This is a genomic window from Janthinobacterium lyxosi (assembly GCF_051380665.1).
Taxonomy (GTDB): Bacteria; Pseudomonadota; Gammaproteobacteria; order Burkholderiales; family Burkholderiaceae_D; genus Janthinobacterium.
Window position 1 is genome coordinate 1 of the sequence record NZ_JBNYXM010000011.1, and the last position, 16,709, is coordinate 16,709.

The 16,709-nt window shown below is 61.5% G+C and carries 15 protein-coding genes; 10 read left to right on the top strand and 5 right to left on the bottom strand.

Annotated elements, in window-relative coordinates:
* Window positions 1-210: 210 nt before the first annotated feature.
* Complete coding sequence (locus ACQ4WP_RS13435; RefSeq protein ID WP_436521343.1) at window positions 211-1,626, bottom strand: transglycosylase SLT domain-containing protein; 1,416 nt, start codon at window positions 1,624-1,626, stop codon at window positions 211-213.
* 333 nt (window positions 1,627-1,959) lie between these two features.
* Between ACQ4WP_RS13435 and ACQ4WP_RS13440 the strand changes: the two genes are divergently transcribed.
* Together ACQ4WP_RS13440 and ACQ4WP_RS13445 are read left to right on the top strand one after the other, a co-directional pair.
* Entirely contained in the window at window positions 1,960-2,538 is a 579-nt protein-coding gene (locus tag ACQ4WP_RS13440) for a DUF1415 domain-containing protein (protein WP_436521345.1), read from the top strand.
* The gene (locus ACQ4WP_RS13445) at window positions 2,538-2,732 is read left to right on the top strand and encodes a DUF1289 domain-containing protein (RefSeq protein WP_133990271.1); all 195 of its coding nucleotides are present in this window, start codon (window positions 2,538-2,540) and stop codon (window positions 2,730-2,732) included. The genes ACQ4WP_RS13440 and ACQ4WP_RS13445 overlap by 1 nt, the downstream gene beginning before the upstream one ends.
* A 104-nt stretch (window positions 2,733-2,836) precedes the next feature.
* Here the strand turns inward: ACQ4WP_RS13445 and ACQ4WP_RS13450 are convergent, their stop codons facing one another.
* Window positions 2,837-3,343, bottom strand: coding sequence for a DUF1993 domain-containing protein (locus ACQ4WP_RS13450; RefSeq protein ID WP_436521347.1), 507 nt, complete (start codon window positions 3,341-3,343; stop codon window positions 2,837-2,839).
* Window positions 3,344-3,604: 261 nt separating this feature from the next.
* Between ACQ4WP_RS13450 and ACQ4WP_RS13455 the strand changes: the two genes are divergently transcribed.
* A complete protein-coding gene (locus tag ACQ4WP_RS13455) occupies window positions 3,605-6,730 on the top strand; it encodes an EAL domain-containing protein (RefSeq protein ID WP_436521349.1) in 3,126 nt (1,041 codons plus the stop codon).
* A 10-nt stretch (window positions 6,731-6,740) separates the two neighbouring features.
* Complete coding sequence (locus tag ACQ4WP_RS13460) at window positions 6,741-9,020, top strand: xanthine dehydrogenase family protein molybdopterin-binding subunit (RefSeq protein WP_436521351.1); 2,280 nt, start codon at window positions 6,741-6,743, stop codon at window positions 9,018-9,020.
* A 131-nt stretch (window positions 9,021-9,151) separates the two neighbouring features.
* Here ACQ4WP_RS13460 and ACQ4WP_RS13465 read toward each other — a convergent pair whose 3' ends face one another.
* Window positions 9,152-9,580 carry a thioredoxin family protein gene (locus tag ACQ4WP_RS13465; RefSeq protein WP_436521353.1) on the bottom strand — a complete coding sequence of 143 codons (429 nt, stop codon included), beginning with the start codon at window positions 9,578-9,580 and terminating at the stop codon, window positions 9,152-9,154.
* Between the two features lie 277 nt (window positions 9,581-9,857).
* On the opposite strand from ACQ4WP_RS13465, the gene ACQ4WP_RS13470 reads away from it, so the two are divergent.
* Window positions 9,858-10,775 (top strand): 23S rRNA (adenine(2030)-N(6))-methyltransferase RlmJ, encoded by a 918-nt coding sequence (locus ACQ4WP_RS13470; RefSeq protein WP_436521355.1) that lies wholly within the window; start codon window positions 9,858-9,860, stop codon window positions 10,773-10,775.
* A gap of 59 nt (window positions 10,776-10,834) precedes the next feature.
* Here ACQ4WP_RS13470 and ACQ4WP_RS13475 read toward each other — a convergent pair whose 3' ends face one another.
* Window positions 10,835-11,584: an SAM-dependent methyltransferase gene (locus ACQ4WP_RS13475; protein ID WP_436521357.1), complete on the bottom strand. Its 750-nt coding sequence runs from the start codon at window positions 11,582-11,584 to the stop codon at window positions 10,835-10,837.
* Window positions 11,585-11,639: 55 nt separating this feature from the next.
* The gene (locus ACQ4WP_RS13480) at window positions 11,640-12,248 is read right to left on the bottom strand and encodes a Maf-like protein (RefSeq protein ID WP_436521672.1); all 609 of its coding nucleotides are present in this window, start codon (window positions 12,246-12,248) and stop codon (window positions 11,640-11,642) included.
* A 246-nt stretch (window positions 12,249-12,494) separates the two neighbouring features.
* On the opposite strand from ACQ4WP_RS13480, the gene ACQ4WP_RS13485 reads away from it, so the two are divergent.
* From ACQ4WP_RS13485 to fabD, 5 genes are all read left to right on the top strand, one after another.
* Window positions 12,495-12,992 carry a YceD family protein gene (locus tag ACQ4WP_RS13485; RefSeq protein WP_436521674.1) on the top strand — a complete coding sequence of 166 codons (498 nt, stop codon included), beginning with the start codon at window positions 12,495-12,497 and terminating at the stop codon, window positions 12,990-12,992.
* Window positions 12,993-13,194: 202 nt separating this feature from the next.
* Window positions 13,195-13,377, top strand: a complete 183-nt coding sequence (gene rpmF / locus ACQ4WP_RS13490; protein WP_010399517.1) for a 50S ribosomal protein L32 — start codon at window positions 13,195-13,197, stop codon at window positions 13,375-13,377.
* Between the two features lie 210 nt (window positions 13,378-13,587).
* Window positions 13,588-14,655 (top strand): phosphate acyltransferase PlsX, encoded by a 1,068-nt coding sequence (gene plsX / locus ACQ4WP_RS13495; protein WP_436521359.1) that lies wholly within the window; start codon window positions 13,588-13,590, stop codon window positions 14,653-14,655.
* 15 nt (window positions 14,656-14,670) lie between these two features.
* The gene (locus tag ACQ4WP_RS13500; RefSeq protein ID WP_436521361.1) at window positions 14,671-15,669 is read left to right on the top strand and encodes a beta-ketoacyl-ACP synthase III; all 999 of its coding nucleotides are present in this window, start codon (window positions 14,671-14,673) and stop codon (window positions 15,667-15,669) included.
* A 94-nt stretch (window positions 15,670-15,763) separates the two neighbouring features.
* The gene (gene fabD / locus ACQ4WP_RS13505) at window positions 15,764-16,705 is read left to right on the top strand and encodes an ACP S-malonyltransferase (protein ID WP_436521363.1); all 942 of its coding nucleotides are present in this window, start codon (window positions 15,764-15,766) and stop codon (window positions 16,703-16,705) included.
* Window positions 16,706-16,709 lie beyond the last annotated feature (4 nt).

Consider the following 16,709-nt stretch of genomic DNA (forward strand, 5'->3'; position numbering starts at 1 on the left):
CTTTAGGCGCTTTGACGCCGTAGGCCCGTGAGGATCCCCCCTATCGTGCTACCCGCTACCAGACCTACTTCGCCCGAATCGCCTGAATCGGGAGGGAGGCGTCCATTTCATTCTCCTGTCTGGGTGGGTGGACGGGGTGGGCGGATGTACAACCGGCCGCGACAGCAAAGCTGTGGCGGCCGGTGGCGTGTATCAATAAGGACCAGGCGATCAGTGGCGCGCTTTTGCCCGGCTATTGCTGCCGCCGCGCTGGATGCGCGGTTTCACCAGCGAGATTGGCGCAGCTTGCACCTTGCCGCCCTTGGCGACGCGGCGCAGTGCTTTGGCGGCCCGTTCCGGACGGTCCGCTTCCAGCAGCATGGTGGCGCTGTCGGCGATTTCCTGGGTGATATCCTTGTTCATCGTGGCCGAGGTTTTCGGCACGAGGATGGTGGAGCCGGCGCGCAGGCTGGTGCGCTGGGGAATGTTGTTGGCCTGGCGCAGCACGTCGGCCGTGGTGCCGAATTTCGACGCCAGGGTTTCGATGCGTTCGCGCGCATTGGTGATCTTGTGCGTGGTCCAGCTCGACAAGGCATGGCCCCATTGCGCCAGATTGGTGGTGAACTTGGCGGCGTTTTCCTGTGGCAACAGAATCTTGGTCTTTTCGCCGCCGATGATGACGGGGCGGTTAAATTGCGGATTCAAGGCCTTGAATTCATCCATCGACAGTTCGGCCAGCTGGGCGGCGACGGTGATGTCGATGTCGCTGGTCTTGTCGATGGCCGTGAAATACGGCTGGTTGTCGACCACGGGCAGGGTCAGGCCGAACTGGGCCGGATTGGCGATGATGTTTTTCACCGCTTGCAGCTTGGGCACGTAGTTGCGCGTTTCAGCCGGCATCAGGTCGGCCAGGCTTTCGAAATCGGTGGGCTTGCCCAGCGCCTGGTTTTTCTTGATGGCGCGCTGCACCGAGCCTTCGCCCCAGTTGTAGGCGGCCAGCGCCAGTTGCCAGTCGCCAAACATGTCATACAGGCGCTGCAGATACGTCAGGGCCGCATCGGTCGAGGCCAGCACGCCGCGGCGCTCATCCTTGAACATATTTTGCTTGAGGTTGAAATCACGCCCCGTGGCAGGCACGAATTGCCACATGCCGGCTGCATTGGCGCTGGAGAACGCTTGCGGGTTGAAGGCGGACTCGATGAACGGCAGCAAGGCCAGTTCCGTCGGCATGCCGCGCTTTTCCAGCTCCTGCACCACGTGGAAGATGTAGCGCGAGGCGCGCGCCGTCGTGCGGGCGATGTAGTCGGGGCGGGTGGCGTACCAGTTGACGTGGTTGGCGACCAGCTGGTTGTTGATGTCGGGAATCGCATAGCCGCTGCGGATGCGGCCCCAGACGTCGGCTTCGCGCAGCGGATCGGAATTGTCGCTGAGGTTTTTCAGCAGACGATCGGTCTTTTGCAGGCGGTTGTCGAGAGTGGGGAGTTTTGCCGTGACCTGGGCGGTCATCGGGATCAGGGCCGGTGCGGTGGCGGCGGCGACTGGCGCGTTATCGCTCTCAACACCGGCTTCGTACGCCTGGCTGAGGGCGGGCGCAAGCGCCAGGGCCAACGCCGCCAGGACGGTAGATTTAAAGGAGTTTTCGTGCATAGTGTTCCATTGTTGTCGTCGGAGAAACATCGGACAGACCCATGATTAAGCTGCGAGTGTACGTATATCCACATGCCGGAGTCAAGAATTATGTCAGCATGATGACAGGAAATACGCGGCAATAAGTGGAAAACGACTGGGTTTCCATTCGCAAATGCTGTCATTATTGCAAATTTAATTTGCCCAATGCGTGATTCGGCCGCTGTTATAACATACATGGTGAAGAGACTGGCGCAAGCTTGGCAGCCGTTCAGTATGAGACTGCGCAAAGAGTGCGTACAATTTGGCTTTGGCCGGCCATTCAGCTGCCGGCCGCCATATCGATAGAGAGTCATGCATATGAACACCCCGCCGCGCCACGACGACGACAACGCCGTCATCATCGCCAATACCGTTGCCTGGCTGGAAAAGGCCGTGATCGGCCTGAACCTGTGCCCGTTCGCCAAGGCCGTGCACGTCAAGAAGCAGATCCGCTATGTGGTGTGCGAATCGAGCAATCCGGAAGATTTGCTGGCGATGCTGATGGACGAGCTGCAAACCCTGGCCGACACGGACCCCGAGCAGATCGACACGACCTTGCTGATCCACCCCTACACCTTGAACGATTTCCTCGACTACAACGAGTTTCTCGATGTGGCCGATGCGGCCGTGGAAGACATGCACCTGGCCGGCGAACTGCAAGTGGCCAGTTTCCACCCGAACTACCAGTTTGCCGAGACGTTCGAGGACGACATCAGCAACTACACCAACCGTTCGCCGTATCCGACCCTGCACCTGCTGCGCGAAGACAGCATAGCGCGCGCCGTCGAGGCATTCCCGCAAGCATCAGAAATATTTGACAAGAATATCGCTACCCTGGAAGCGCTGGGCACCGGAGGCTGGGAAAAGCTCGGCTTGCCGAAGGTGGCCTGATGGGTGACAAGGAGTTGCCGCCCCGTCCTGATACGCCCTGCGTGGCCGTGTGCTCGACGACGTTCGATGAAATCTGCCGCGGCTGCGGCCGCAGCGTGGTGGAAGTGGCCCACTGGGTGTCGATGACGGATGAAGAAAAGGAAGTGGTGTGGGTGCGGATTCTTTCTCAAGGGTATCCGCGCCGGAATACTTAGGTAAGCCAGCAGCAACTGCTGGGGTCAGACCCCCTCACATGTCAGCGATGACTTTTGTGTGAACGGCATTGAGGGTCTGACCCCGGTACTATTGGCGTCAACTATTAATAGCTGCCGATAAAATCCTTTTTGCCCACTTCGATACCATTGTGGCGCAGGATGTCGTACGCCGTCGTCGCATGGAAGAAGAAGTGCGGCAGCGCGTAGTGGAACAGATACGTCTGGCCCGTGAAGTGCTTGGTCTTTTCGCCGCTGCCGGTGGTGATGGCGCGCGTTTCGCTGCCGGCTATGTCCGCTTGCGGCAGGCTTTCCAGGAAGGCGATGGTTTTCACGATGCGCGCTTTCAGCTCTGCAAAGCTCTGTTCGCTGTCTTCATACGGTGGCACGGCCACGCCAGCCAGGCGAGCGCCGCAGCCCTTGGCGAAGTCGGTGGCGATCTGGATCTGGCGCACGAACGGCAGCATGTCCGGGAACAGACGGAATTGCAGCAGGGCGTTCGGGTCGATTTTCTTGTCTTGCGCGTGCGTTTCCGCCTTGTCCAGGATGGCGGCCAGGCTGCCCAGGATCTGTTTGAAGACGGGGATGGAAGCGGAGTAGATGGAGAAGGTCATGGTGGTTCCTCTAGGTAAAGTGGCGCGATGATAGCAAGCTGCGGGCTTTTCTGCTGGCGCTGGCCGGGCGCGCCAGCCCGCGTGTGGTTTTTCAACCCTGTCTATATGGCATGACGTCGCCGTTGGTACGTGTTTATTGGTGACTTACCCCGCTTTTTCCATGCATAATTGCTCCTGAAAAAGTTTCTTCCCGCCTTATCACCCGGACTCCCCTGTAAAGTTCCATGATCGCCTGCCTGATCCCTGTCGCCCTGTTGCCGCATGTTTAATTCGCCCTATCAGCGCCTGCGCGCCAGCCTGCGCGTGCTGTACGGCTCGTCGATTTATGGCGCCTTGTTGCTGGTGGTGTTTGGCGGCCTGGTCGTGCCCGCCATTTTCGGCAGCTATCTGCTGGTCGGCGTGCATGAACGCCAGTCGGCGCGCACCAGTCTGAACGAGGCCTTGCAGCGCAATGCCGACATCCTGGCGCTGGGCATGCAGGAATCGCTGTGGAACATGAATGCGGAATCGGCCCATTCGCTGGTCGAGTCGGTGATGCGCGACCGCGCCGTGCTGCTGGTGAAGGTGCTGGGGCAGGGCGGCACGGAATTCATCAGCCTGCAGGCGCCGCAGCGGCCGGTGGGCAATCTGTACCGCGCCGAGCGCGATATCCTCGTGCGCGGCGAACGCATCGGCCACATCGTCGTCGAGATGGACGATGCGCGCAGCCAGCAGGAGCTGCGCGAAAAGCAGATGTCCTACATTTTCGTGCTGGGCGCGCAGCTGGCCGTATCGATGGCGCTGATCGTGCTGTTCCTGAACCGCCGCCTGTTGAAACCCCTGCGCCGCCTGACGCGCTTTTCCGACCGCCTGTCGCACGGCGATTTTGACACGCCGCTGGCCTCGCACAGCAATGACGAGCTGGGGCGCCTGACGGCCCAGCTCGAAAAAATGCGCGCGGCCATCGGCCACTTGTTCGAGGATGTGGGCCAGCGCGAAGAGCGTTTCCGCACCATCGTCACGCAGGTGCCGGGCGCCGTTTTCCGTTACCGGCCCGACGGTCCCATCGATTTCGTCAGCGATGCCATCGAGGACATCGCCGGCTATTCGGCGCGCCAGTTCATGCGCGGCACCACGCACGCCTGGGCCGACCTGATCTGCCCGGAAGACCGCCGCGAGCACCGCCGCGCCGTGTGCCGGGCGGTGCTTGAGGTGCGGCCGTATGCGCTGGAATACCGCATCATCGACGCTTCCGGCATCGAGCGCTGGGTGGCCGAGAATGGCCAGCCGCAGGCGGGCGAGCAGGGCGTCATCTGGGTTGACGGCATCATTGCCGATATCAGCCAGCGCAAGCATCACGAGATGCGCATCGAGGCGCTGCTGACGGAGCAAAGCGCGATACTGGACAATGTAATGTTCGGCGTGATGTTCGTGCGCCACCGGCGCATCATTTCCGTCAATCGCCGCTGCGAGGAACTGTTTGGCTACGGCCATGCCGAAATGACGGGCAGTTCAACCGCCATCGTGTTCCTGACGTCGTATGACTTCGAAGAGGCAGGCGGGCGCCAGTATCCGGCGCTGGCGACCGGCGGCGATTTCAGCGAGGAGCGCCAGTACAAGCGCCGCGACGGCAGCCTGTTCTGGGCGCTGGTGAGCGGCTGCGCGCTCGATCCGCTGCGCCCCAACGAAGGCAGCATCTGGGTGTATGCCGATATCACGGCGCGCAAGGAAGCGGAAGAAAAGCTGCGCCTGTCGGCCACCGTGCTGGAACACATCGCCGACGGCGTGATGGTCGTCGACGCGCATGGCATCATCGTTACCGTCAATCCCGCCTTTACGCAGATCACGGGTTACAGCGAAGCGGAGGCGCTGGGCCGGCATTCGTCGCTGAACCGCTCGGCGCGCCATGACGCGGCGTTTTACGAGGCCATGTGGCACGAGCTGAAGGCCAGCGGTTTCTGGCGCGGCGAAATCTGGCACCAGCGCAAGAACGGTGAAATTTACCTGGAGTGGCTGACCATCAGCGCCGTGCGTGACGCGCGCGCCGACACCACGCATTACGTAGGCGTGTTCAGCGATATCACGTTGATCAAGGAGTCGCAGGAAAAGCTCGACCACATGGCGCACCACGACCCGCTGACGGCGCTGCCGAACCGCCTGCTGTTCCACGACCGGCTGCAGCACGCCCTGCTGCGCGCCGCGCGCGAGCAGGAGCAGCTGGCCGTGCTGTTCATCGACCTGGACCGTTTCAAGAACGTCAACGACACCCTGGGCCACCATGTGGGCGACGAATTGCTGCAAAAGGTGGCCGGCCAGCTGGCGGCCCGCCTGCGCGAAGGCGATACGCTGGCGCGCCTGGGCGGCGATGAATTCATCGTGCTGCTCGAACGCGTCGATGGCGAATACGGCGCCACGCAGGTGGCGGAAAAGCTGATGACCATGTTTGACCAGCCGTTCACGGTGGCCGACCATGAATTGTTCGTCACCTGCAGCGTGGGCATCAGCCTGTATCCGGACGATGCGCTGGACTTGAATATGCTGATCCGCAATGCCGACGTGGCCATGTACCAGGCCAAGGCGCGCGGGCGCAACGGCTACCGCTTTTATGCGCCCTCGATGACGGGCGAAGGCGTCGAACGGCTGCGCCTGGAAACCTTTTTGCGCCGCTCGCTCGAAAAGAACGAGATGTTCCTCAATTACCAGCCGCAGGTGGAAATCGACACGGGCCGCCTGGTCGGCGTCGAGGCGCTGCTGCGCTGGAACCACCCGGAATTGGGCCTGGTGCCGCCGGCGCGCTTCATCCCGCTGGCCGAGGACAGCGGTTTCATCAACCAGCTGGGCAAATGGGTGCTCGACGAAGCCTGCCGCCAGATGATGCGCTGGCAGGCGCAGGGCTTGCACGTGCCGAAGATGGCCGTCAATCTGTCGGTGAAGCAGTTCGAGCGGGGCAGCATCGCCGGCATGGTGGCCGACATTTTGAAGGAAACGGGGCTGGAGCCGCAGCGCCTGCAGCTGGAAGTGACGGAATCGGTGATCATGAACACGGGCGATGCGCTCGGTTTCATCAACGATTTGCATGCCATCGGCGTGGGACTGGCCATCGATGACTTCGGCACTGGCTATTCCTCGCTCGCGTATCTGAAACAGCTGCCCGTGCAGACGCTGAAGATCGACCGCTCCTTCATCAAGGATATCTCGACGGACGTGAATGACGAAGCGATTGCGATTGCCATCATCCAGCTGGGCAAGAGCATGCACTTGTCGGTGATTGCCGAAGGCGTGGAGACGGAAGAGCAGGCCGCCTTCCTGCTGCGCCATGGCTGCAAGCTGGCGCAAGGTTATTTTTATAGTCGCCCGGTGCTGGCACAGGATATGCTGGAGCGCTGGATCGATCACTCACCACTATAAAGGATAGCCCATGGCCGCACAATCTTCCCCGTCGCGCCGCCGCTTCCTGCTCGGCGGCCTGGGCCTGGGCCTCGGCGTGGCCGGCGTGGGCGCCCTGGTACTGGGCTGGGGCGTGCTGCCGCCGCGCCAGCGCCTGCAGGGCAGCGCGCCGCTGCCGCTTCAGGATGGCGCCGTGGCGCTGAATGGCTGGCTGGCCATAGGCACGGATGGCATGGTGATCCTGGCCATGTCGCGCAGCGAGATGGGGCAGGGCGTGCACACGGCCTTGCCCATGCTGGTGGCCGAGGAACTTGACGTGCCTTTGACCAGCGTCAAGCTGATCCAGGCGCCCATGGACAAGATCTTCGGCAATGTGGCCATGCTCAAGGATAGCCTGCCGTTCCACCCGGACGACCAGGGCCGCGTCAAGGCGCTGGCCCAGTGGACGGTGGCCAAGGCGGCGCGCGAACTAGGCGTGATCGTCACGGGCGGCTCGTCCAGCGTGAAGGATGGCTGGGGCCCCATGCGCGAGGCGGGGGCGTCCGCGCGCGCCATGCTGGTGGGCGCTGCCGCCGCGCAGTGGCAGGTGCCGGCCGCACAATGCCGCACGCAGGATGGCGAAGTGCTGCACCCGGACGGACGACGCGCCAGCTACGCCAGCCTGGCGCAGCGTGCCGCCGCCATCGACCCGGGCACGCCCGTGCTGAAACTGCCCAAGGATTTTAAACTGATCGGCCAGCCGGCGCCGCGCCGTGATACGCCGTCCAAAGTGAATGGCGGCGCGCGGTTCGGCATCGATGCCCGTCCGCCCGGCATGCTGTACGCGGCCCTGCATTTGCCGCCGCGCCTGGGCGATGTCCTGGCCGCGTTCGATGCGGCACCCATTCTGGCCATGCCTGGCGTGATAAAAGTGCTGGACCTGACGCCGCAGCTGGCCAAGCGCAGCGTCTCTTGTGTCGCCGTGGTGGCCGATACCTGGTGGCGCGCCAAACAGGCAGCGGCCGCCTTGCCGACGCAGTGGAAGGCTGGTCCGCAAGCGAATTTGTCCAGCGCCGGCGTGTATGCGGAGTTTGCCCGCCTGTTAGATAGCGAAGCGGGCCATGCGTACCACGCCAGCGGCGAGGTCGAGGGCAAGCTCGCGCAGGGTTTGCGGCAGGTTACCGCCGAGTACCGCGCGCCGTTCCTCGCGCACGCCGCCATGGAACCCGTCAACTGCACCGCGCAGGTAAAAGATGGCAAGGTGATGCTGTGGGTCTCGACGCAGGCGCCCGGCATCGCCGTCGACGTGGCGGCGAAAGTGGCCGGCGTCGATGCGAAGGACGTGACCATCGAGGTGCTGCTGCTCGGTGGCGGTTTCGGCCGCCGCCTGGAGGTGGACATGGTGGCGCAAGCCGTGGCCATCGCGCTGCAGTGCAGTGGTGCACCGGTGCAGCTGGTATGGACGCGCGAGCAGGATACAACGCACGATATGTACCGTCCCGCCGCGCTGGCGCGCTTTACGGCACGCCTCGATGAGCACGGCCGCATCGCTTCCTGGGACAATCGCTCCGTCAGCGGCTCCATCACGCACCAGTTTCTGCAGCGCAATTTCGGCTTGCCCGGCGCGGGGCCGGACAAGACCACGGCCGAAGGCGAATTCGACATGCCGTATGAAATCGCCAACCAGCGCATCGCCCATGTGATCGCCGACAGTGCCGTTCCCATCGGCTACTGGCGCTCCGTAGGGCATTCGCACAACGCATTCTTCAAGGAAAGTTTTATCGATGAGCTAGCCCATGCTGCGGGGCAGGATGGCATCGCCTTCCGCCGCGCCATGCTGCTCAGGCATCCGCGTCACCTGGCCGTGCTCGATGCGGCGGTGGCCAAGGCGGGCAGTCCTCCGCCCGGCCATGCGCATGGCGTGGCCTTGCACCAGTCGTTTGGCAGCATCGTGGCGCAAGTGGCGCAAGTGTCCGTGGAAAATGGCGAAATCCGCGTGCAGCGCGTGGTGTGCGCCATCGATTGCGGCATCGCCGTCAATCCGAACATCATCGCCCAGCAGATGGAGTCGGCCGTGCTGTTTGGCCTGTCGGCGGCGCTGGGCGGCGAGATTACCTTCAAGGATGGTAAAGTCGAGCAGAGCAATTTCCACGACTATCCCGTGCTGCGCATGGGGCAAACGCCCGAGGTGGAAACCGTGATCATCGCCAGCGCCGAGCATCCCGAAGGCGTGGGCGAACCGGGTACGCCGCCCATCGCACCGGCCGTGGCCAACGCCGTATTCAGTTTGACGGGGAAACGGCTGCGCAGCCTGCCGCTGCGCCTGGGGTAAAGTTTATTAAGAACACCTAACAAAACCGTAGCGAGCGGCAGTGAGTTGTGGCTGAGAAGCGGAGCTGTGCGGATGCACAGTGAGCATCGGAGGCCGCAAATCGCGACGCGCAGTAGGTTTTGTCGGGTGTTCTAGGCCAGGGTGGCAGCGAGGAGGCTGCGCAGATTGCAGTCGCGCTGCCAATCGCGCCGCTCCTGCGTGCTGCTGGCCAGCGCCGCCAGTTCATCTCCGCTGAGGACTTGCTGCGCCTGCACCATGCGGTGCGCCAGGCCGCCGTCGGGCAGCACGGTGCCGAAGAAGGCCACGTTGTCCTCGCGCTGGATCAGCAGGGTGGGGAAGTTGTCGATGTCGAGGTCGCCCACCACGTCGGCCTGGTCTTCGATGTCGATCCAGACGAACACGGTATCCGGATGGCGCGCGGCCAGTTCCTCGAACGTGGTGCGGTAGCTGCCACAGGTGCCGCACCACAGCGCGCACAGGCAGGCCACCGTCCAGCGCGGGCCGGCCAGTGCTGCCGCGACGTCGGCGCGGTTATCGGTCGTGAGGGTCAGGCTGTGCATGGCTGTATATATTAGTAGGCGGATGGGCGCGGGGTGCCCGATGCGCGTATTCTACCTTGCCCGGCCCCCTCAGTCCTGAGAATGCATGAGCTTGTTTAGCTGTGTTTTTTGATGTAATACACCTTTCTGGTGGATAATGCTGGTTATTGCGCGCTGATTACGCTGGTCCATGCTGTTTCCTGGCCCCGCAGCCTGACTCCTCCAGTCTGTTTCATGCCCTGCCCGGTGTCAGCGCAGCCCCGCCTTTGTTTATTTTTATTATGGAATTAGCCAGCTTATGTTGAGTTACCGCCACGCCTTTCACGCGGGTAATCACGCCGATGTGTTGAAGCATTATGTGCAGATTCAGTTGTTGCAATATCTGAATCAAAAAGATACCGCCTATAGTTATATCGATACCCACTCCGGCGCGGGCGTGTATGCGCTCGACGGTGGTTATGCCTCGAAAAATGCCGAGTACGAAACGGGCATCGCGCCCCTGTGGGACCGCACGGACCTGCCAGCCTCGCTGGCCGAGTACATGAAGCTGATCAAGGAAATGAATCCGAGCGGCAAGATGCGCTATTACCCGGGTTCGCCGTACTGCGCCGACAAGGTCAGCCGCGAGCAAGACCGTCTGCGCCTGTTCGAGCTGCATCCTGCCGATGCAAAGATTCTGGCTGACAACTTCCGCAAGGTCGAGGCGCATGCGCTGGCCCAGGGCGAGCGTCCGAGCGTGCGCGGCAAGCGCGTGCTGATCACCAAGGCCGACGGCTTCCAGAGCCTGAAAGCCCTGCTGCCGCCGCCATCGCGCCGCGCGCTGGTGCTGATCGATCCGCCGTATGAAGACAAGATGGATTACCGCAAGGTCAAGGATACCCTGGCCGACGCCCTCGTGCGCTTCCCGTCGGGCATCTACGCCGTCTGGTATCCGGTGCTGCAGCGCATGGAATCGCGCCAGTTTGCCGACAAGCTCAAGCAATTGCCCAGCTCGGACTGGCTGCACGTGACCCTGACGGTCAACACCCCGTCGCCGGACGGTTTTGGCTTGCACAGCAGTGGCATGTTCATTTTGAACCCGCCGTACACCCTGGAGCCGATGTTGCGCGAAGTCATGCCGTACCTGGTCAAGGTGCTGGGCCGCGACGATGGCGCGAAGTTTGTGCTGGAGACGGGCAAGGGCGGTCAGAAAAATACCGGTACCCGTCGCGTGTAGTGACTGTCGTAGTGGGGTAATGCAAACGCCACGGCTAATGTGCCCGTGGCGTTTGTCGTTTACTGTCCCAACAACAAGAACACTGTCGGCTTCTTGTGGAAGTCGGGCGCCTTGCCTGCCGCCAATTGTTTCTTCCACTGGCCGCCATTCCACGTTTGCACGCTTTCCGTGTCCAGGCTCAGGTCGGTGGCGACGCAGATCAACGTGGAAGGTGCGCATTGTGCCACCAGCGCTTCGAGCATGGCGGCGTTGCGGTAGGGCGTTTCGATGAACAGCTGGGTCTGCTTTTCAGTGCGCGAACGCACTTCCAGTTCCTTGATGCGCTTGGCACGTAGGGCCGCATCGGTGGGCAGGTAGCCGTTGAAGGCGAAACTCTGGCCGTTCAAGCCGCTGGCCATCACGGCCAGCAGGATCGACGACGGGCCCACCAGCGGGCGTACTTTAATGCCGTGCTGATGCGCCAGGCGCACCAGGTCGGCGCCGGGGTCGGCCACGGCGGGCACGCCCGCCTCCGAGACGAGACCCGCATCGCGTCCCGCCAGCAAGGGCGCCAGCAAGCCGGCCAGCGCTTGCGCCGGGGTATTCACGTTCAGTTCGGAAATGGTGATTTCCTGCAACGGCTTGGCCAGCGGGTGCTGGTTGCCGATCAATTTCAGGAAGGCGCGCGCCGTCTTGGCGTTTTCCGCGACGAAATAATCGAGCTGCGAGGTGATCTGCCGCACCTGCTCGGGAATGATGTGGGTCAGCGGATCGATTGCGCCTTCGGACAGGCCAAGATGGTTGGGGATCAGGTACAGGGTGCCGGTCATATTATTAGCTTTGTATTGGCCGGGGTCAGACCCGTCGGGTCTGACCCCAGGGTGATTAAAATGTGAAAAATGCCACGCCCGCCTTGCGCAGCATGCCCGTCAGGGCGATCAGCGGCAAGCCGGTGAGGGCGGTGGGGTCAACGCTGTCGATGCGTTCGAGCAGGGCGATGCCCAGGCCTTCGTTCTTGGCGCTGCCGGCGCAATCGTACGGTTGCTCGATGCGCAAGTAGGCGTCCAGTTCCGCATCGGGCAAGTCGCGCACGGTGACGAGGGTCTGGATATCTTCTACTTGCGCCACGGCGGGCGAGTGGCGCCCGTCGAGCAGGCACAGGGCCGTGTGGAACACGGTCTGGCGCCCGCGCATGGTTTGCAGTTGCAGCAGGGCGTTGCTGTGGTTGCCCGGCTTGCCGATCTGCGCGCCATCCAGGGTGGCGACCTGGTCGGAGCCGATGACGAGGCTGCCAGGGTAGCGGTCGAGCACGGCCTGCGCCTTGGCCTGGGCCAGGCGCAGGGCCGTGGCGCTGGGGCTTTCGCCTGGCAGGGGGCTTTCGTCGAGATCGGGCACGGCCACCTCGAAAGGCAGGCGCAGGCGTTCCAGCAGTTCCTTGCGGTAGCTTGAACTCGATGCAAGAATCAAGCGCAATGGGGCGGAAGTTGGTATCATTCGGTAGTGGATGGCGGCCGGCATGGCCGCGCTGGTCGATGTCAGGGGAATTTCACGCAAATTCCAGGGCGCAGAGCCCATAACTGAGGCCCCATGCGGCATGACGGTGTTGATGAGTTTATAATTGAGTTTGTCACTGAGTTTGTCACGAATACGGCAATCAAGTCGTCAAAAAGATGCTAAGGCTTTGACTCGGTGCTGAAAACCCTGTTATTATCGCAGGTTTTCCGGGGAAATTTTCTACCAATGAATGCTTTTGTGATCGACGCCTTTGATTTTTGTCGTATCAGCGGGAGCCGCGAGGGTGTAACTCCTGTCGCTGAAATGACCCGGTTGACCAAGGATTGTGCAGATAGTTCCGGCGAAATCGCCTGGAAGATCGTCGGCGGCACCAGCAAGCTGGGCTACCCACAACTGACCTTGTCGGTCAACGGCACCGTTCAGCTGGTTTGCCAGCGCTGCCTGACACCGTATGCTTACGCAATTGATTCGACGACTACTCTGATGCTGGGCAAGGATGACGAGCAGGCGGACGAGATCGAAGAAATCATCAACGATGAAACGATCGACGTGATCGTCGGTAGTCGCAGCATGGATGCAGCGGCCCTGATCGAAGATGAAGCCTTGCTGGCCCTGCCGCAGGTACCCAAACACGACGTCTGCCCCGATACGGCGCAGCTCGATGCTCTCAAGACTGAAAAGAAGTCGCCGTTTGCGGCACTGAAGGACTTGAAGCCAGAATAAAGCAGTAAAGGGGTCTCCCCAATCAAGGAACGTGTCAAACGCGTGTAGTAATCGAGTATGGCAAGTGTAGTGAAATGTAATTGTAATAAACGATGTCGGTCCGGGCTATTTTCGGGTAGTCTTTGCCGCTGGGATACTCGATTCGCATGTATTTGCCAATCGATTGTGCTAAAATTTTAGAACTTATGTATTAGGAGTCATCATGGCAGTTCAACAGAACAAGAAAACCCCTTCCAAGCGCGGCATGCACCGTTCGCACGACTTTCTGGTCGCGCCGCAATTGAGCGTCGAGCCAGTTACCGGCGAAACACATCTGCGTCACCATATCAGCCCTAACGGCTTCTATCGTGGCCGCAAAGTGTTGAAGACCAAAAACGACGAGTAATCGACGTTTTTGTTGGGTAAGATGAAAGCGGTGTTGCGTGGTTATTCGGCGTGGCGCCGCTTCTTCTTTTTTATCGGCTGCAATTCATCTTGCATACCCGTCATTTTGAATCACGCTGTCCAGGTCTGTGCATGACATGCTGCGCCCTGCATATGCTCCAGTCCGATTCACATCTTGCCGCACGCCCGCAGCGGTATTGAATCAACACAAATGACAATCAAAATTTCTATCGACTGCATGGGCGGAGATCATGGTCCCTCAGTCACTATCCCCGCAGCAATTTCCTTCGTAAAACATGAGCCTGAAGCCGAACTGATCCTTGTTGGATTGGAAGACGTGATCCGTGCCGAACTGAAGAAACATAAAGCCGACACGCATCCGCGCCTGTCGGTATTGCATGCCTCCGAACAAGTTACCATGGACGATCCCCTGGAAGTGGCCCTGCGCCGCAAGAAGGATTCCTCCATGCGCGTGGCCATTGAACAGGTCAAGAGCGGCGCGGCGCAAGCCTCCGTTTCCGCCGGTAATACGGCAGCCCTGATGGCCGTGTCGCGCTATGTATTGAAAACCATGTCCGGCGTCGACCGCCCGGCCATTTGCAGCATCTTGCCGAATCAAAAGAACGGTCCCACCTATATGCTGGACCTGGGTGCCAACGTCGACTGCGAACCGCATCACTTGCACCAGTTCGCCATCATGGGCTCCGTGCTCGTTTCCGCCATGGAAGGCATCGAACGTCCGACGATCGGCTTGCTGAACGTGGGCACGGAAGATATCAAGGGCAATGAAGTGGTGAAACTCACCTCGAAGCTGCTGCAGGCCGACCACGAGCGTGGTGCGCTGAACTTCTACGGCAACGTGGAAGGCAACGATATCTTCAAGGGCACGACCGATATCGTCGTCTGCGACGGCTTTGTCGGCAATGTCACCCTGAAAGCCATTGAAGGCCTGGCGCGCCTCATGAAGGACGTGCTCACTACCGAATTCAAGCGCAACCCGATCACCATGCTGGGCGCGCTGATCGCCCGCGGCGCCCTGAAAGCCATCGGTAATCGCCTGAATCCTTCGCGTTACAACGGCGCCAGCCTGCTGGGCTTGCGTGGCCTCGTCTTCAAGAGCCATGGCAGCGCCGATGCCTATTCGTTTGAATGGGCCTTGCGCCGCGCCTTTGATGCGGCAAAAAATGACGTGCAAGCGCACTTGGCCAGCCTGATCGCCGAGCTGATGCCGCGCACGCCAGTACCGGACGAACCTACATCAACAAGCTCTACCATTTAGTGGACGGGTACTTGCATGACTGTTTTTAGCAAAACTTACAGCAAAATTATCGGCACTGGCAGCTACTTGCCGCAGAGGCGCGTCACCAACCAGGACTTGACTGAACAGCTCGCCGCCAAGGGCATCGAGACGTCGGATGAATGGATCGTCTCGCGCAGCGGCATTTCGGCGCGCCATTACGCGGCGCCGTCGCAAAACTCCTCGGACCTGGGCGTGGAGGCGGCCAAGAAGGCCCTGGAGATGGCGGGCCTGAACGGCAACGACCTGGACCTGATCATCGTCGCCAGCTCGACCCCCGATTTCTTCGGCAGCTTCCCCAGCACGGCCTGCATCGTGCAGAGCAAGCTGGGCATCACGAATAACTGCGCCGCCGTCGACGTGCAAGCCGTCTGCAGCGGCTTCGTGTATGCAGTCGCCACGGCCGATAGTTTCATTCAATCTGGCATGCACAAGAATGTGCTGGTGATCGGCGCCGAAGTGTTTTCGCGCATCCTCAATTTCGATGACCGCGGCACCTGCGTGCTGTTCGGTGACGGCGCCGGCGCCATCGTCATGACGGCCTCCACCGAGCCAGGCATCCTGGCCACCAAGCTGCACGCGGACGGCCGCCACTCGAACATCCTCAGCGTGCCGGGCAGCGTGGCTGGCGGCGCGCTGGCCGGCAGTGCCTTCCTCTACATGGATGGCCCGGCCGTGTTCAAGCTGGCCGTGTCCGTGCTGGAAAAGGTCGCGCACGAAGCATTGGCGCACGCCAACATGACGGCGGACCAGATCGACTGGCTGATCCCGCACCAGGCGAACATCCGCATCATGAACAGCACGGCCAAGAAACTTGGCTTGCCGCTCAACAAGATGGTCGTCACCGTCGACCAGCATGGTAACACCTCGGCGGCCTCGATCCCGCTGGCGCTGGACATCGCCGTGCGCGACGGCCGTGTCAAGAAGGGCGACAACGTCATGATGGAAGGCGTGGGCGGCGGCTTTACCTGGGGCGCCGTGCTGGTAAAGATGTGATGGCCGAAGGCTGACTTCGGGGTCCGACCCGTTGGGTCGTACCCCAGCAGTTGTATTTGGTTCTCTGAGTAAATAGTAAAAAAACGGAGTCGACATGACACAATTTGCATTTGTTTTCCCAGGCCAAGGCTCGCAAGCGATTGCGATGCTCGACGGTTTCGCCGGCAACCCCGTGGTGGCGCAAACCGTGGCCGAAGCGTCGGACGCCCTGCAATTCGACCTGGGCAAGCTGATCGCCGAAGGTCCGAAGGAAGAGCTGGACCTGACCACCAACACGCAACCCGTGATGCTGACGGCGGCCGTGGCCTTTTACCGCGCCTGGCTGGCAGCGGGCGGCCCCGTGCCGAACGTCGTGGCCGGTCATAGCCTCGGTGAATACTCGGCGCTAGTCGCCGCCGGCGTCATTTCCTTCAAGGATGCCGTGCCGCTGGTGCGCTTCCGCGCGCAAGCCATGCAGGAAGCCGTGCCCGTGGGGCAGGGCACGATGGCTGTCGTGCTGGGCCTGTCGGATGACGACGTGCGCGCCGCCTGCTTGGCCTCGGTGGCGGAAAACCCGGCCCTGGTGGTCGAGCCTGTCAATTTCAATGCACCTGCGCAAGTGGTCATCGCCGGCCATACGGCGGCGGTCGAGCGCGCCTGTGAACTGGCCAAGGCCATGGGCGCCAAGCGCGCCATGAAGCTGCCCGTCTCCGCGCCATTCCACTCGTCGCTGCTGAAACCGGCTTCGGACCGTTTGCGCGACTACATGGCCGGCTTGAGCTTCTCGGCACCGCAGATTGCCCTGATCAACAACGTCGACGTGGCCATCGTCAACGATGTCGCCGGCATCAAGGATGCGCTGGTGCGCCAGGCTGCCAGCCCCGTGCGCTGGGTGGAAACCATGCAGAAGGTCGCTCTTGATGGCATCACACAAATGATCGAGTGCGGTCCGGGCAAGGTCCTGATGGGCCTGGCCAAGCGCATCGATCCGGTGCTGGTGGGCGACGCCATCGTCGACCAGGCCTCGCTGGAACGCATTTTGACGCAGCTCAAATAAACAT

Excerpts from the sequence above, each read along its gene's own strand:
- ACQ4WP_RS13435 (WP_436521343.1), bottom strand. The coding sequence starts at position 1,626 with ATGCACGAAAACTCCTTTAAATCTACCGTCCTGGCGGCGTTGGCCCTG.
- ACQ4WP_RS13440 (WP_436521345.1), top strand. The coding sequence starts at position 1,960 with ATGCATATGAACACCCCGCCGCGCCACGACGACGACAACGCCGTCATC.
- ACQ4WP_RS13445 (WP_133990271.1), top strand. The coding sequence starts at position 2,538 with ATGGGTGACAAGGAGTTGCCGCCCCGTCCTGATACGCCCTGCGTGGCC.
- ACQ4WP_RS13450 (WP_436521347.1), bottom strand. The coding sequence starts at position 3,343 with ATGACCTTCTCCATCTACTCCGCTTCCATCCCCGTCTTCAAACAGATC.
- ACQ4WP_RS13455 (WP_436521349.1), top strand. The coding sequence starts at position 3,605 with ATGTTTAATTCGCCCTATCAGCGCCTGCGCGCCAGCCTGCGCGTGCTG.
- ACQ4WP_RS13460 (WP_436521351.1), top strand. The coding sequence starts at position 6,741 with ATGGCCGCACAATCTTCCCCGTCGCGCCGCCGCTTCCTGCTCGGCGGC.
- ACQ4WP_RS13465 (WP_436521353.1), bottom strand. The coding sequence starts at position 9,580 with ATGCACAGCCTGACCCTCACGACCGATAACCGCGCCGACGTCGCGGCA.
- ACQ4WP_RS13470 (WP_436521355.1), top strand. The coding sequence starts at position 9,858 with ATGTTGAGTTACCGCCACGCCTTTCACGCGGGTAATCACGCCGATGTG.
- ACQ4WP_RS13475 (WP_436521357.1), bottom strand. The coding sequence starts at position 11,584 with ATGACCGGCACCCTGTACCTGATCCCCAACCATCTTGGCCTGTCCGAA.
- ACQ4WP_RS13480 (WP_436521672.1), bottom strand. The coding sequence starts at position 12,248 with ATGATACCAACTTCCGCCCCATTGCGCTTGATTCTTGCATCGAGTTCA.
- ACQ4WP_RS13485 (WP_436521674.1), top strand. The coding sequence starts at position 12,495 with ATGAATGCTTTTGTGATCGACGCCTTTGATTTTTGTCGTATCAGCGGG.
- rpmF (WP_010399517.1), top strand. The coding sequence starts at position 13,195 with ATGGCAGTTCAACAGAACAAGAAAACCCCTTCCAAGCGCGGCATGCAC.
- plsX (WP_436521359.1), top strand. The coding sequence starts at position 13,588 with ATGACAATCAAAATTTCTATCGACTGCATGGGCGGAGATCATGGTCCC.
- ACQ4WP_RS13500 (WP_436521361.1), top strand. The coding sequence starts at position 14,671 with ATGACTGTTTTTAGCAAAACTTACAGCAAAATTATCGGCACTGGCAGC.
- fabD (WP_436521363.1), top strand. The coding sequence starts at position 15,764 with ATGACACAATTTGCATTTGTTTTCCCAGGCCAAGGCTCGCAAGCGATT.